This window comes from Cytobacillus sp. S13-E01 (genome assembly GCF_029193815.1).
GTDB lineage: Bacteria > Bacillota > Bacilli > Bacillales > Bacillaceae_L > Bacillus_BV.
In genome coordinates, this window is record NZ_JARFVC010000047.1 from 15,321 (window position 1) to 29,755 (window position 14,435).

Sequence of the window (14,435 nt, forward strand, 5' to 3'; positions counted from 1 at the left end):
GTTATTTTAGGGAGCTTAACATAAAAAGATTTGGAGGTTCGTGATGAGTAAACCACTACAAGCCGTTATATTCGATTTAGATGGTGTCATAACAGACACAGCAGAATATCATTATTTAGCTTGGAAAGCACTTGGTGAAGGTATCAATGTTCCTTTCACAAGAGAATTTAATGAAGAGTTAAAAGGAATTTCAAGAATGGATTCACTAGAGAAAATTCTTGCTCTTGGAGGTCGCGAGCATGACTTTACTATAGAAGAAAAAGAAAATCTAGCTGATCAAAAAAACGAACATTATAAACGACTTATTCAAGAAATCAGTCCTGCTGATATCTTACCTGGGGTTGAAAACCTAATCGCTGAGATCAAGAATCGTGGGTTTAAAATAGGTCTTGCATCGGTTAGTAAAAATGCGTTCACTGTCATGGAGTCACTTCAATTAACAAAGCAGTTTGATGTGATTATTGATGCTGCAACGATAAAAAACAGCAAACCAGATCCAGAAATATTTTTAACGGCTGCGAAAGCATTGAATGTAGATCCTACTGAATGTATCGGGATAGAGGATGCAGTTGCAGGTGTAGAAGCAATCAAGGGTGCGGGGATGTTTGCGGTTGGTGTCGGTAGCAAAGACACGCTTGCAAAAGCAGATGTAGTATATGAAAGAACCGCTGAGTTATCATTGGCCAAACTGATAGAGAAGTACAAACTGGGATAAAAAGAGGTGAAAACCACCTCTTTTTAAAAGATAAGGGTAAAATTTCATACCTAGTTTTAGTGTCCGCCATCAGTCTATGGTATAAGCCTGTTTCGGTTAGGATCACAGGGAATCGAGACACTAGTCACTTCCTTTTAGACGGAAAAAAGTACTTCTTACAAATTGTTACTCAACCCTTTTCAGTGGTTTCTTGGCCGGACCTTCTACCACTTCACCATCAATTGAAAATCTAGAACCATGGCAAGGGCAATCCCATGTACAATCTCCACTGTTCCATTCAACCTCACAGCCCATATGGGTACATGTTGTATCGACTACGAATAGCTTACCGTTTTCATCTTTATAAGCTCCAGCTCTTTTTCCATTAACAGAGACAACAGAGCCCTCACCACTTGTAAGATCTTCAGGTTTTTTATTGACAAATTCTAGCTTCCCTTTAACTAAATGTTTCGCAACATCAACGTTTGTTGTAATAAAATTTTTAATACTCTTCACAGGTGCTGCAGATCTTTGGGGTGAAAATAGTTCCTTATAAGGATTTTCTTGATCTAAAATGATATCACTTAACAATCTAGCTGCAGTTGTTCCGTTTGTCATCCCCCATTTTCGGTAGCCAGTCCCAATAAGGATGTTATCATGTAGGGCCGTAATTTGACCGATATAAGGAAGTTTATCTAATGTTACGAGATCCTGTGTTGACCAGCGATATGGAATGTCTTTTATCCCTAAGTGTTTGACTCCAAATTTCTCTAATGCTTCATAGTGATTCATCATACTTTCACCTTGTCCAGTTTTATGCCCATCTCCCCCAATTAAAATGAGCTTTTCTCCATCCATATCTGTATAACGAAGAGACCGTGCTGGACTTTCCGCATTGATATACATTCCCCCTGGGAACTCTTTTTCAATGGTTGCACCGAGGACATAGGAGTGACTCGCATACATTTTCGAAAAGTAAGCACCGGTAAAATCAATAAAAGGAAAGTGTGAACCCACGACCACATAATCACTATTTATTTTTATACCATCTCTTGTAATAACAGTTGGTTTTGGACCTTTTTCGATGTCAACGGCAGTAGTGTTTTCGTATAATTTTCCACCAAACTCTTGCACTAGTTTTACAAGTTGGCTTAAATACTTTAAAGGGTGAAATTGTGCTTGCTTTTTCATAGATATGGCTCTTTTTATTTGTAAAAAGGAAAGCGGTATACTGGTATGTAGCTCACCGCTAATACCCAGCTTTTCATATGCAGCAAATTCTTTTTCAATTTTACTTACATACTCATCAGTATTAGTATAAATATAGGCATCCTCTTCCGTTAAATCACATTCAATATTATTTTCATGTGCTACTTGTCTAATAAATTGTAAGGATTGATTGCTAGCTTCGTAATAAAGCTTAGCGTTTTCTTGACCAAAATCGGTAATAAACTGATCATAAATGAGACCATGTTGTGCTGTTATTTTAGCAGTAGTGTGGCCGGTTGTTCCATTTAGGATCGTTCCCGCATCAATAAGGGCAACATTCACCCCTTTTTTTGCAAGAATGTATGCGGTAGTGATTCCAGTAATTCCTCCACCAACAATTGCTACCTCTGTATCTATATCCGAATTCAGTTTCGGAAAGGACTGCAAATCAATGGAGGTTCTCCAATAAGGCTCAGGCATTTGCGGCATTTTTGTATCAGAAAAATTTTGATCACTCATGTTAGTTCTCCTTCTTCAAACAAAACTTTAACCATAATCTTCCCGAAACAGATGAAGTTAATGTATGGATATTCCAGTTTTGTAATAAAAGCAAAACTATGAAACAGATATTCGTAATCCATATAGGAAAAAAAGCAGATTTGAGATGAAATTTGCTTTTTATTCTGGCTGAAACCCTTCTTCATCAAGAAATTGTGCAGCTTCTCCATAGGAATTGAATGTACCATCGAGGTTTAACCCTGCATAAACGTTCCATGTATCATCTTCAAATTTAAGAGTGAGCTTTTGCTTTTCGTCATTTATCCATGTTTCGTCTTCAATTTGCTCATGATCATTTTCGTTATGTAGATGTGATAGAGAATCAATAGACTTTTGAATAATGGTTCGTAGCTCTGATTTTGAAAAATCCCTAATGTTCACCATACCTTTATCATTTGTCTCATATCCAGTTAGATATTCCCCATAAACAAAGCCGTTGCCATTAGGATGCAAGTGGTAAACAACGTTCTTCTTATCACTTATACTTTCTTTAAAATGAAAATTAACACGACCGAGTGAAACATCCTTTCGCTCTAATTCAATAAATTCTTCAATAATAGCTAGTTTTTCATCAAAAGTTAACATAAAGCCTCCAAATATGGTTTTTTTAAAAGATACAAAAGTATAAAAGTTTGTATCTAGTTTTAGTGTCTAGCTCCAGGCGCCATCGGACCTATGGTATAAGCCAAGCCGTCTGGAAGGTCAAAGAACAACCTTACAGACGGCTTGGCTTATGCTTGTCGCCGAAAGGCCGGCGCGCCTTTCGCTTTTCTTACTTATTTCGGTTGGATATGCCACAAGATTCCAACAGTACCCTCACCTGCATGAGCGGCAATTGTAGAGCTTATATCGCCTATAATAATATCAAGTTCAGGGTATCTATTTCTAAATTCGTTTTCAAATTCCATTGCACGTTCTGGAACATTACCATGCATAATCTGTACTTGTGCAATAGAATGTTTTTGATAATCCACATCAAACAAATCTACAATCCGTTTGCTAGCTTTTTTCTCTGAGCGAACTTTTTCAAAAAGCTCGAATTCCCCTTGTTGGTTAATACGGATAATCGGCTTTATTTGCAGAATGTTACCCAATAAATAGGAAGTTCCGGACATTCTTCCACCTTTGTAGAATTGCTCTAAGCTGCCTAATAGCAGATAATTTCTGCCCTTGTCGGCTTCTTCTACTAAGCTAGTGGTAATAGCGTCAATCGATAAACCTTGTTGATCTAATTCAATTCCCTTGTTTAATAAGGCAGTGATTGCATACGACATTGATTTCGAATCGATCACCCTTACATCGAATTTAGCAAGATCACTTCCTGCTTTACAACTAGCAAAAGTACCACTTAATTTACTAGAAATATGTACTGCGATAGCTGCATTATAACCTTCTGCCTTTAGCTTTTCAAACAACTCTGCAAATTTTCCTGCTGATGGCTGGGAGGTTTTTGGAACTTGTTTTTCAGTACGAATCCGCTTATACATCTCTTCTACAGTTAGATCTACTCCGTCCTCATAAGCATCGTCTCCAAATACAATTCCAAGTGGAACAACAAACACATCAGGATTTCTAGCTAAGTCTTTTGTGATATATGCTGTACTATCTGTAATCCATGCAATCTTTTTTTTAGTCATATCATCAGATTCCTTTTTGTTAATTTATCCCGAATTAAAGGGCTGTGAGTCCTCCACTTCAAAACTTAGAGTATTCGGGGAAGTTTAAGTGGGGGAACCAATGGGAATCGGGTTCTAACGAACGCTTTCTTTGATTGAGGATTAGCGCTTGTTAGAACGGGATAACTGCCCGAAAAAGCCCGACGAAGCATATAGGACGTGCGTAACCCTAGCATTATAGGGTCAACTAACCCTCAGTGGGGTGTAAAAGACCCCTAATTAGGGAAGTTTCCTTTATAGTTTTCAGTTGTTTCAATCAATTATACCTATAAAAAACAACGTATGCTATAAGAAAAACACATAATTGCTATAGTACGGTAATCATTGACAAATTTATGACTAAGCTTTTAATAGAAATAAAATGAGTATTTATTGAAAATGCTATAATGAAGAGAATTAGTATGTAATTCGGAAAATATAAAGGCTCTCTTTTGAAAGATAGGTTTATTCAACCAAATCGAAAGTAGTTATTTTAAGGTACGTTGATATTCATGTTTAAACCGGGAAAAAGAGCCACTATACTCAGTTCTAAGTTTTACGAATACAAACATAGAAAACGAGGTGTTTTTAGTGCAAAACTTTTTAAAATTAGGAGTTAGATCTGAAATTGATTCTATTTTAAAGAAAAATGGAATTACTGATCCAACACCAATCCAAATACAATCAATTCCAAGGTTATTGGCCAAAAAGGATGTGATTGCGGAGGCTCAAACTGGAACAGGAAAGACGTTAGCCTTTGTATTACCAATTTTAGAAATGGTGGATCCAAATAGGAAGCATGTTCAAGCATTAATTGTTACACCAACAAGAGAACTTGCCCTCCAAATAACGAACGAGATTAATAAAATGATTGAGAATTTATCTGATGTACATATCCTAGCAGTATATGGTGGCCAGGACGTTGACAGGCAAATCAAGAAGTTAAATAGAGGAATACAAATTGTGGTTGCAACCCCAGGGAGACTTTTAGATCATATCAGACGAAGCACGGTTGATTTATCTGAAATATCAATGTTAGTTTTAGATGAAGCCGACCAAATGCTGCATATGGGATTTTTACCAGAAGTAGAAGAAATAATAGGAGAGACACCATATACTAGGCAAACAATGCTTTTTTCAGCAACAATGTCTAAACAGGTTCGTTCATTGGCTAAAAATTATATGAAGGACGCAGAGGAAATTCAAGTACGTGCAAAACAAATAACTGTAACAGAAATAAAACAGCTTGTTGTCGAGACAACCGATCGAACAAAACAAGCAACCCTTTTTACACTATTAGATGAATATAGGCCATTTCTGGCGATTATCTTTTGTCGAACGATAAGAAGAGCAAGTACACTCAATGATGCGTTAAAGGCAAATGGCTACAATGCAGATGAATTGCATGGAGATCTATCTCAGGCGAAGCGGGAACTAGTTATGAAGAGATTCCGTGAGGCAAAAATGCAATTTTTAGTTGCGACAGATGTTGCCGCACGGGGATTAGATGTTACTGGGGTAACTCATGTGTTTAATTATGATATTCCTCATGATGTTGAGAGTTATATCCATCGCATCGGGCGAACGGGGAGAGCGGGTGACGAAGGACTTGCTGTAACATTAGTAGCACCAAAAGATGAGCTGTACTTAGTGCAGATTGAAAAAGGGATAAAAACGACACTTGAAAAACGAAGAAGGGAAATACCGAACACAGAAACAAATGGCAGACATTCAGAACAGAACGATTCAAGAAATAGAAAATCCGGAAAATCTAGAGAATCTGATCGACCTCGAAAACCTAGAGAAGATAGTGATCAAGCGAGTAGAAGATCAAATTCTTCTAAAGTGCAGAGTGGAAGATCAACGACAGAAAGACAATCTAGAACAGGATCTAAAAGTGGATCAGTAATGGGACGATCCAAAAAAGGAAGAAATGATTCAAGGCCTTCACCTAGAAACAAAGGCCAGTCACGTTCAAGATAGAAAGAAAAAGTGACTCTTTTGAATAATAATTAGTTCTGATAATGTGGAGAAAAAATTTAAAAAGTATATCAATAACACTATGATTAACAGTAAAAAACGCATATTTATTTACAAAGAAAAACGCTTAGAGATTATACTCTAAGCGTTGATTTTATAGTTACTCTTATTCATTTAAAGTGCACTTCAATAACTCATATATTTTTTTAGCAGTCATTAAACAATCATCCGACTTTTTAAAGTCCTCACAATATCTTCAACAATATTTTGAGAAATTAGCGTTCTAGCAGCTCCTGTATCTACAACCATACTCTCTATCACTTAATTTTTCCCGTTAAATGTTAAAGTAATATCAACTAAAAGCAACCCGTATTTATGAATGATTTTCATGGAAGTCGTATCTCCTTAATCCTACATCTTGACGGACTTCAAGCACAATATTTTCATTAGCAGTATGAAAAACTAACTCATAGCCTTTTGATTTTAACAGTTCCTTTGTTGCTATTTCATCTGAAAAGGTTTGATAACCGCAATATCTTCAATGAATTCTTGACTTCTTTCAATGTGAGACGATAACACTTTTAGTTTAACAAATTGATTCGGGTACAATTTTCTAACCTCTGACCATTTCATACCTTTCACCGTCCCTCTTTTGATACCATTAGTATATCACCGTTCTATACTTCAATTATATAAATATAAATTCCTTTTTTCTAATTTCTCCACTAAAACGGAACTACTTATTTGAATAATTGTTTTTTTGTTTACTTCGCTTCAGGGAAATTGAGAGTTATAAGTAGTATAATAAGTAATAGATTGTTTGTGAAAGGATGTTTATATGGGTAAAGCAGTAGTTTTAGCAGAAAAGCCCTCGGTTGCTCGTGATATTGCAAGGGTTTTACAGTGTACGAAAAAAGGGAATGGATTTTTTGAAGGTGATAAACATATCGTGACATGGGCATTAGGTCATCTGGTTACGTTAGCTGAACCAGAAGCCTATGATGATAAATATAAAGCATGGAAGATTGAAGATTTACCAATGCTTCCATCCCAACTAAAGCTAGTTGTTATTAAGCAATCTGGTAAACAGTATCAAGCTGTCAAAACACAACTGAGCAGAAATGACGTTAATGAAGTTATTATCGCAACAGATTTCGGATTATCTCTATAAAACAGAATGTACATAAAATAAAAAAATATCCTATTCGTTGATATTCATACATCCACTAACTAATTGAAAATTGTACATAATTAAACCGATGCACATAATGTGAACAAAATGACTTAATTATGTACAAAAAAGTATTTTAAAACCTAAAAAAATAAAACAAGGGGACACTCACTGCTAACTTTTATGGCGCATTGAGTGTCCCCTTTTATTTAACGCGTCACTAATTCGGATGGCGTGACGAGTTATACTCGAATAGACCTAACCGTATCGTAATTAGGAATACCACGAGCTTAATATATCATACTTAAATATTAGTTTTCCATAGATAGTTACTTAAAGAATTTTGCTGGTATTCTTTTTTAATCGATTGTATATTCACCAAGAAAATTAATATGTTCCTACACTACTAATGGAGAAATTATTTTTCAAAGTCTATACGTAGTTAGCTACCTTCGAGCCAAACATCACCTAAAACGGACGTTTATGGTACTATCTCTCCATCTTACAATGCTTCTTTAATAATAATTGAATAAGTGGACAAACTTGGTTGGGGTCTGATTACTCGTAAAAAAATACTTGCATGGATAGCCCCTGTAATTACCATACTGAACATTAGAACGCATTACGATTTGGTCCAATTCTTTCAGGAGGATAAACAACTGATACAGGATTTAAAAGAAATTCAAAGGAATAATATGAGAGAAGAATAAGGAAAAAGTAATCTCATACTTTACTTCTAACAATGAGCTCTTATACGGATTTTTCACCTTTGCTCTAAGAAACCGTTCTGTTTTTGGTTAATGTTGTTAGGTAGGATATTTTTTCTATTTAATTCACAAGCTAATGACAACAAATACTGGTTTTAGAGTGAGGGTGAAATGTCCATGGAATCGAGTTGGGTTTCGATTATTCCATTTCTTCTTGTTATTCCTATATCCATTTGGACGAAACAAGTCTTACCTGGTCTTACCATTGGTTTAATTGTTGCTTCATACCTAATTGAACCATCAGTAGTTGGTGGAATTGAACAAATGATTACATATTTAGTTGGTAGTTTGTCAAATGAGAATAATATGAAGATTATTATATTTCTGTATGCCTTTTCCGGACTTATAGGAATGATCAAAATGGCTGGTGGAATCAAAGGGTTTGTTGAGTCAGTTTCGAATCGAATTAAAACCAAGAAAGGCGCCCTGTTTTTAACGTGGGTATCGACGCTTGGCACGTTTACTGCTCCAAGTCTGCGTGTTGTGACGATTGCCCCCATAATGAAGGCGCTTTTGCAACAGGTTAAGATGTCAAAACAAGAGTTAGGGTTTGTAATCGAAACAACAGCAACGCCCGTTGTCGTACTAATTCCGATCGCCACCGCCTACGTCGGCTATATGACGTCTGTCATTGAAATGGCTTTTAAAAATGAAGGCATTAAAGAAGATGCATACACTTTGTTCATCCAAAGTATCCCCTTTAATTTTTTTGCGATTGTTATGGTATTTCTAGGCATTTATCTTAGCTTTTTCCATCCGTCAAAAGATAAGACGATGGAATCTAGCGAAGAAATTGGGGAGAAAGAGGAGACCTGGCATGAGTGTCACCCAGCAGTTGCAAAGGAACTCCCATCTAAACCATTAAATCTGTTACTACCTCTCTTTCTTGTACTGGCACTAACTCTTTTCTTGACATGGTGGAGTGGTCGGGAAAAGGCGGATGGAATTGTTCAAGCATTTATTAAAGCAGATACACTAGGCGCTATGGTTATAGCGCTAATTATTACTGTGTTTGTGACTCTTCTTATGTTCCTGTTTCAAAAGATGCCTTTGAAGGAAATTATTGGTCATTTTATAACTGGGGGAAACGAATTGATGGCGGTCATTATTCTTCTCGCAGTGGTATGGGGATTATCAACAGCAACGGAAGAGCTGGGATTTTCAGCATTTATAACAGAAAATTTAGGATGGATTCCGGAGCTTTTTGTTGCACCTACGCTGTTTCTCTTCGGGCTATTGATCTCTTATTTTATCGGTTCTTCTTGGGGGGCTTGGGGAATTTTAATGCCACTAGGTATTTCATTAGCTCATGCTTCTGGAGCTTCCTTGCCAATTGTAATTGGTGCCGTATTTGCTAGTGGATCGTTTGGTGCTTTCACCTCACCATTAAGTGATACAGCAGTTACCATTTCCACTATATTAAAGCTTCCGGTAATGGAGTATTCTAGGTATAAGCTGAAGCCTGCATTAATTGCAGCTGGCATATCCCTAGTATTATATTCCATTGTAACGTTTATTTTTTGATGTTACATAGGTAAACTTATAGTGTTCTCCTTATATTTCCACTTTATTAAAAAATATAACTGAATAATGCTTATCATCCTCTAATAGTCTTGTACAAGAGGTGATAAAAATGGAGTGGGTGTCACAAACAATAGATCAATTAACAAATGTTCATTTTTCTGTTTCATTATTGGTCAGCTTTATTGCTGGGTTGGTAACCAGTTTTAATCCTTGTATGATAGGGATGGCGTCAAGTATTTTTGCTTTTCAGAAAGAATCCAAGAACAAAAGTATCCTTCCTATCACTTTATCCTTTATGATTTCTTTTACAATTACATTCACGGTTATCGGGGTTATTAGTATTCTCTTTGGAGAACAGGTTATAAGGTTTACAGAACAATACGAGGGTATTTTTAATCAATTTCTAGCTTTTTTATTTTTCTTAATTGGATTATATGTCCTTGGTTTCAAGATTCATCATTTTTTAAGGTTATTTCCATTTAAGATTGTATCCTTTTACGCTAAACAAGAAAAACCTAAACCACAAAAATTGAAACATCCTGTTATAAAAGCTTATTCATTAGGCACCTTGTTTGGTCTTGCACCATCACCTTGTACGACACCTATGATTATCGCTATGATCGCTTATGCAACCCTTACTGGATCATTGATTCAAAGCTCTCTTTTGCTACTGATGTATGGAATCGGGCACGGCATGCCTTTTTTAATCATCGGATGGATGACTGTTTTTTTGAAAAACACTGAATGGATGAAAAAATGGCAGCAACTCTCTAGTAAAGTAATTGGTATTGGTTTGCTTTTAGTGGGGTTATATTTCTTTTTTGAATAGATATGAAAAAAATCGGTTCTCAATATTACGACTTGAACCGATTTTTTAATTTTGCTTTTCTATTATCTATAATTTTTCACTTGCTTGTTTTTGCTCCCTTACGAGTTTCTAGCCATATATCCAAAAGCATTAGAGTAACACCAGTGAAAATGAAAACGTCTGCGAGGTTAAAAATCGGATAATCAATGAGGCGAAAATCAAGGCTATCCACTACTTCTCCTCTTACCAAACGATCATAAAAATTCCCTAAAGCTCCACCTAATAAAAGTGATAAAGCAAAAGAGATTCGTCGATTTTTCTTGCCTTCTGTTTGTAAATAATAAATGATACCGAACACAGCAATCAACGTTACGATAATAAAGAACAAGCGTTGATTTTGCAAAATACCAAATGCTGCTCCTTTATTACGAAGAGAAGTAATATGAAATACTCCCTCCCATATAGGAATTGTTTGACCTATTTCCATCCATTTAACAATCGCAGATTTCCATAACTGATCAATGATTAAAATAAAGATTGCAATGATATAGTACATGGGGGTTATCCTCCTAAAAATTAATTCTTTCAAAGTATAACACGATATAACAATCAAATACATATTTTATTGTTGACAAATGAATCTTGCGTGACTCATACTTAAAGTACAAACAAATAATAATTTGAATATAATTTGGAAACATTACTTAGAGAGGAGGGGTAATTTTGAATGCTACTTCCGTAAATAAAAAAGAATCCAATATAGAGGTCTCTAAACAAAAGGGAAAAGATACTTGTGAAACCTTTATTTTTGATCCCGATAAGGTTGAGCGACGTCAGCAGGAAGTAAATCAAACGGATGGTTTATCGCAGTTGTTTAAAGTTTTTGCGGATGATACACGGTTGAAAATTGTTTATGCCCTTACCCAAGAAGATGAAATGTGTGTCTGTGATGTAGCAACCATTATTGGTTCAACGAATGCTACCGCTTCACATCACCTGCGTTTGTTACGAAATATGGGACTCGCCGAGTACCGTAAAGAAGGAAAGATGGTTTTTTACAGCTTGGTAAGTAATCATGTGCATCACCTTATGCAAGAAGCATTACAGTTGAAGGGGAAGGAGTGAATGAGATGAGTGTTGTTGAAAAAGAGCTTACAAAGAAGCAAAAAAGTCAAGTTGTCCGGCTTACAGGATTGACCTGAGCGGACTGTTCTGCTCAGTTTGAGCAAATCGTAAAAAAGGAACCTGGTGTTACGGACGCACGTGTGAATTTTGCCGCATCTAAAATTACAATTGAAGGCACAGAGCTAAGTAAAGAAAAGCTAGAAGAATTAGGGGCCTTTGAAAATATTAAGGTTGTAGATGACAAAAAGAATGCTGATAAAGAAGTAAGCTATTGGGAAAAGAATCGAACAAAGATTGTCATGGGGGTTTCCTTAGTTGCCATCCTTTTGGCTTTCGCAGCTGAATATTTGTTTAATGGTCCTGAGTCCCTAGCTATTAGCCTATTTGTTATAGGTACGTTGTTAAGTGCTTGGGAGAACTTTAAAAAGGGTATCGCTAATTTATTTAAATTAAGATTTACAATGAATACGTTAATGACAGTAGCCATCGGTGGTGCATTTGCGATTGGCTATTGGGAAGAAGCAGCCGTTGTTGCCTTCCTGTTCGGGGTTAGTGAATGGTTAGAGGGCTATACAGCTGATAAAGCGCGTCAATCGATCCGAGAGTTAATGGATATCGCACCTAAAACAGCAACGATTATCCGAAATGGTGAAGAAAGAGTTCTACCCGTTGAAGATATAGAGATAGATGATATTATGGTGGTGAAGCCAGGTGAGAAAATTGCGATGGATGGGGAGGTTATCAAAGGAAGTTCCTCTGTTAACCAAGCCGCTATAACAGGTGAATCAGTACCTGCAGATAAAGCGATTGGCGATCCTGTTTTTGCTGGATCATTAAACCAAGCTGGTTCTATCCAAGTAAAAGTAACAAAATTAGTTGAAGACACAACCATTGCAAAAATTATCACGATGGTTGAGGATGCTCAGGAGCAACGTGCACCATCACAAGCATTTGTTGAAAAATTCGCTCAATATTACACACCAGCTGTTATGGTTTTGGCTGTAGTACTTGCAATTGTCCCACCATTAGTATTCGGTGCTTCATGGGATCAATGGATATATAATGCACTTGCGCTCTTGATTATTGCCTGCCCTTGTGCTTTAGTCATTTCTACCCCAGTTTCTATTGTTTCCGCCATTAGTAACGCAGCCAAAAACGGTGTTCTAATTAAGGGTGGATTACACTTAGAAAACACAGGTGCTTTAAAAGCGATCGCCTTTGATAAGACGGGAACACTAACACGTGGAGAGCCAGCAGTAACAGATGTCATTCCATTAAAAGGCCAAAGTCAGGAAGAAACACTTGCGTTAGCTGCCGGGATAGAAAAATATTCAGAGCATCCATTGGCAAAAGCAATTGTAAAGGATGCAGAGCAAAAAGATATTGTATTGACGGAAGCAGAAGATTTTCAATCTGTCATGGGGAAAGGCGCACAGGCCAATGTAGATGGCCAAACCTATCTAATTGGAAGCCCGCGCTTCTTTGACGAAATGGGAATTTCCCTTGCAGAAGTAAAGGAACAAATTCTCTTCCTCCAGCAAGAAGGTAAGACAGCGATGATATTGGGGAAAGAAAATGAAATGCTAGCAATCATTGCGGTAGCAGATGAAGTAAGAGAAACAAGTAAAGAAGCACTAAAGCAGCTTAAAAAAGCTGGGATTGAGCGAACAATCATGCTTACAGGTGATAATGAAGCAACAGCCAAAGCAATTGCGGCACAGGTAGGGATTGATGACTACCGAGCAGAATTATTACCTGAAGATAAGGTTGCTGCAGTTAAAGAGTTACGCTCAACCTATGATCGAATTGGAATGGTTGGTGACGGTGTAAATGATGCACCAGCTCTTGCAACTGCGACCACTGGGATTGCAATGGGCGGTGCGGGGACAGATACCGCTTTAGAAACAGCTGATATTGTATTAATGGCAGATGACCTTTCTAAATTACCGTTCACAATTCGATTAAGCCGTTCAGCTCTAAGGATCGTAAAGCAGAATATTACGTTCTCATTGGCTATTAAAGCTGTTGCTACTCTGCTCGTATTTCCAGGTTGGTTGACTTTATGGCTTGCCATACTTGCCGACGTCGGTGCAACCATTTTAGTCACTGCAAATGGTATGCGGTTGCTTAAAATTAAACCGGAAAAAGACTAGAGAAAACCAGCAGAAAAATAATACGATTAAGGAGATTAAAGCCCTGGTTTCCACTGGGGCTTTAATCTTGTTGTGCGCCCAGCATGGGTGCAGTCTATAGGGTGAAAGTCCCGAACTGTGAAGGCAGAAGTAGCAGTAGCTTAACGCAAGGGTGTTTGCGGTGACGCAAAATCTGAAGGAAGCGAGCGGCAAACCTCCGGTCTGAGGAACACGAACTTCATATAAGGCTAGGTATCATTGGATGAGTTTGCAATACAAAACAAAGTCCTTTCTGCCAAAGGTGATACAGAGTAAATGAAGCAGATAGATGGAGGGAAAGACTGTACTCTTACCTGGGGAGGTCTGATTGATACGTCAAGTACACTTGATAACCTATCTAGTGATGGATAGCTGAACAATCAGAAGTCAGCAGAAGCCATAGTACCATTCGAACTCGAGAAGGATGGGAAGGGCTGAACAATTTAGAGAGAACAACATCTTGGCATTCAGTAAACTGCGAAGAACACAGATAACCGATATGGCATGCTTGATGGAGGAAGTGGTGAATTCCACGGGGGACCTCAAGATGGTGGAGCAGAACTGGCATAAGAAGAACCGTTGTTCACGGAAAGAGGCGTAACAATGTTGATGGAACGAATACTATCACGAGAAAATCTGCTCTCTGCCCTGAAAAGGGTAGAACGGAATAAAGGGAGTCATGGTGTAGATGGAATGTCCGTACAAAACCTACGGAAACACATCTTGGAACACTGGGAATCTATGAAAATGGAACTCCTCGAAGGGACTTATGA

Annotated in this window: 11 protein-coding genes and 2 pseudogenes; 8 read left to right on the plus strand and 5 right to left on the minus strand. The window is 37.3% G+C overall.

Annotated features, from left to right (window positions below; translation table 11 throughout):
- Window positions 1-43 precede the first annotated feature (43 nt).
- The gene (pgmB, locus tag PY093_RS19605; protein ID WP_275647479.1) at window positions 44-715 is read left to right on the plus strand and encodes a beta-phosphoglucomutase; all 672 of its coding nucleotides are present in this window, start codon (window positions 44-46) and stop codon (window positions 713-715) included.
- Window positions 716-880: 165 nt separating this feature from the next.
- Here pgmB and PY093_RS19610 read toward each other — a convergent pair whose 3' ends face one another.
- From PY093_RS19610 to PY093_RS19620, 3 genes are all read right to left on the minus strand, one after another.
- Window positions 881-2,422: an FAD-dependent oxidoreductase gene (locus tag PY093_RS19610; protein WP_275647480.1), complete on the minus strand. Its 1,542-nt coding sequence runs from the start codon at window positions 2,420-2,422 to the stop codon at window positions 881-883.
- A 159-nt stretch (window positions 2,423-2,581) separates the two neighbouring features.
- A complete protein-coding gene (locus PY093_RS19615) occupies window positions 2,582-3,046 on the minus strand; it encodes a hypothetical protein (RefSeq protein WP_275647481.1) in 465 nt (154 codons plus the stop codon).
- A gap of 191 nt (window positions 3,047-3,237) precedes the next feature.
- Complete coding sequence (locus PY093_RS19620; protein WP_275647482.1) at window positions 3,238-4,098, minus strand: DegV family protein; 861 nt, start codon at window positions 4,096-4,098, stop codon at window positions 3,238-3,240.
- 609 nt (window positions 4,099-4,707) lie between these two features.
- On the opposite strand from PY093_RS19620, the gene PY093_RS19625 reads away from it, so the two are divergent.
- On the plus strand, window positions 4,708-6,099 hold the full coding sequence (locus PY093_RS19625; RefSeq protein WP_275647483.1) for a DEAD/DEAH box helicase: 1,392 nt from the start codon (window positions 4,708-4,710) through the stop codon (window positions 6,097-6,099).
- Between the two features lie 498 nt (window positions 6,100-6,597).
- On the opposite strand, the gene PY093_RS21310 is transcribed toward PY093_RS19625, so the two are convergent.
- On the minus strand, window positions 6,598-6,729 hold the full coding sequence (locus tag PY093_RS21310) for a hypothetical protein (RefSeq protein ID WP_345774253.1): 132 nt from the start codon (window positions 6,727-6,729) through the stop codon (window positions 6,598-6,600).
- Between the two features lie 205 nt (window positions 6,730-6,934).
- On the opposite strand from PY093_RS21310, the pseudogene PY093_RS19635 reads away from it, so the two are divergent.
- The 3 genes and pseudogenes from PY093_RS19635 to PY093_RS19645 all read left to right on the plus strand — a co-directional run.
- Window positions 6,935-7,255: pseudogene (locus PY093_RS19635) on the plus strand (toprim domain-containing protein); the annotation flags it as partial.
- Window positions 7,256-8,151: 896 nt separating this feature from the next.
- Window positions 8,152-9,558 (plus strand): Na+/H+ antiporter NhaC family protein, encoded by a 1,407-nt coding sequence (locus tag PY093_RS19640; protein ID WP_275647484.1) that lies wholly within the window; start codon window positions 8,152-8,154, stop codon window positions 9,556-9,558.
- A gap of 109 nt (window positions 9,559-9,667) precedes the next feature.
- A complete protein-coding gene (locus PY093_RS19645) occupies window positions 9,668-10,387 on the plus strand; it encodes a cytochrome c biogenesis CcdA family protein (RefSeq protein ID WP_275647485.1) in 720 nt (239 codons plus the stop codon).
- 76 nt (window positions 10,388-10,463) lie between these two features.
- On the opposite strand, the gene lspA is transcribed toward PY093_RS19645, so the two are convergent.
- Window positions 10,464-10,922, minus strand: a complete 459-nt coding sequence (gene lspA, locus PY093_RS19650; RefSeq protein ID WP_275647486.1) for a signal peptidase II — start codon at window positions 10,920-10,922, stop codon at window positions 10,464-10,466.
- A gap of 167 nt (window positions 10,923-11,089) precedes the next feature.
- Here lspA and PY093_RS19655 point away from each other — a divergent pair, with 167 nt between their 5' ends.
- The 3 genes and pseudogenes from PY093_RS19655 to PY093_RS19665 form a co-directional block, all read left to right on the plus strand.
- Window positions 11,090-11,491 (plus strand): ArsR/SmtB family transcription factor, encoded by a 402-nt coding sequence (locus PY093_RS19655; protein ID WP_275647487.1) that lies wholly within the window; start codon window positions 11,090-11,092, stop codon window positions 11,489-11,491.
- A 5-nt stretch (window positions 11,492-11,496) separates the two neighbouring features.
- The gene (locus PY093_RS19660) at window positions 11,497-13,644 is read left to right on the plus strand and encodes a heavy metal translocating P-type ATPase (protein ID WP_275647488.1); all 2,148 of its coding nucleotides are present in this window, start codon (window positions 11,497-11,499) and stop codon (window positions 13,642-13,644) included.
- Between the two features lie 621 nt (window positions 13,645-14,265).
- Window positions 14,266-14,435 (plus strand): annotated as a pseudogene (locus PY093_RS19665) (group II intron reverse transcriptase/maturase); the annotation flags it as partial.

Bases quoted from the DNA above. Each gene is read 5' to 3' on its own strand.
- lspA (WP_275647486.1), bottom strand. From the start codon at position 10,922: ATGTACTATATCATTGCAATCTTTATTTTAATCATTGATCAGTTATGG.
- PY093_RS19615 (WP_275647481.1), bottom strand. From the start codon at position 3,046: ATGTTAACTTTTGATGAAAAACTAGCTATTATTGAAGAATTTATTGAA.
- PY093_RS19620 (WP_275647482.1), bottom strand. From the start codon at position 4,098: ATGACTAAAAAAAAGATTGCATGGATTACAGATAGTACAGCATATATC.
- PY093_RS19640 (WP_275647484.1), top strand. From the start codon at position 8,152: ATGGAATCGAGTTGGGTTTCGATTATTCCATTTCTTCTTGTTATTCCT.
- PY093_RS19610 (WP_275647480.1), bottom strand. From the start codon at position 2,422: ATGAGTGATCAAAATTTTTCTGATACAAAAATGCCGCAAATGCCTGAG.
- PY093_RS19645 (WP_275647485.1), top strand. From the start codon at position 9,668: ATGGAGTGGGTGTCACAAACAATAGATCAATTAACAAATGTTCATTTT.
- pgmB (WP_275647479.1), top strand. From the start codon at position 44: ATGAGTAAACCACTACAAGCCGTTATATTCGATTTAGATGGTGTCATA.
- PY093_RS21310 (WP_345774253.1), bottom strand. From the start codon at position 6,729: ATGAAATGGTCAGAGGTTAGAAAATTGTACCCGAATCAATTTGTTAAA.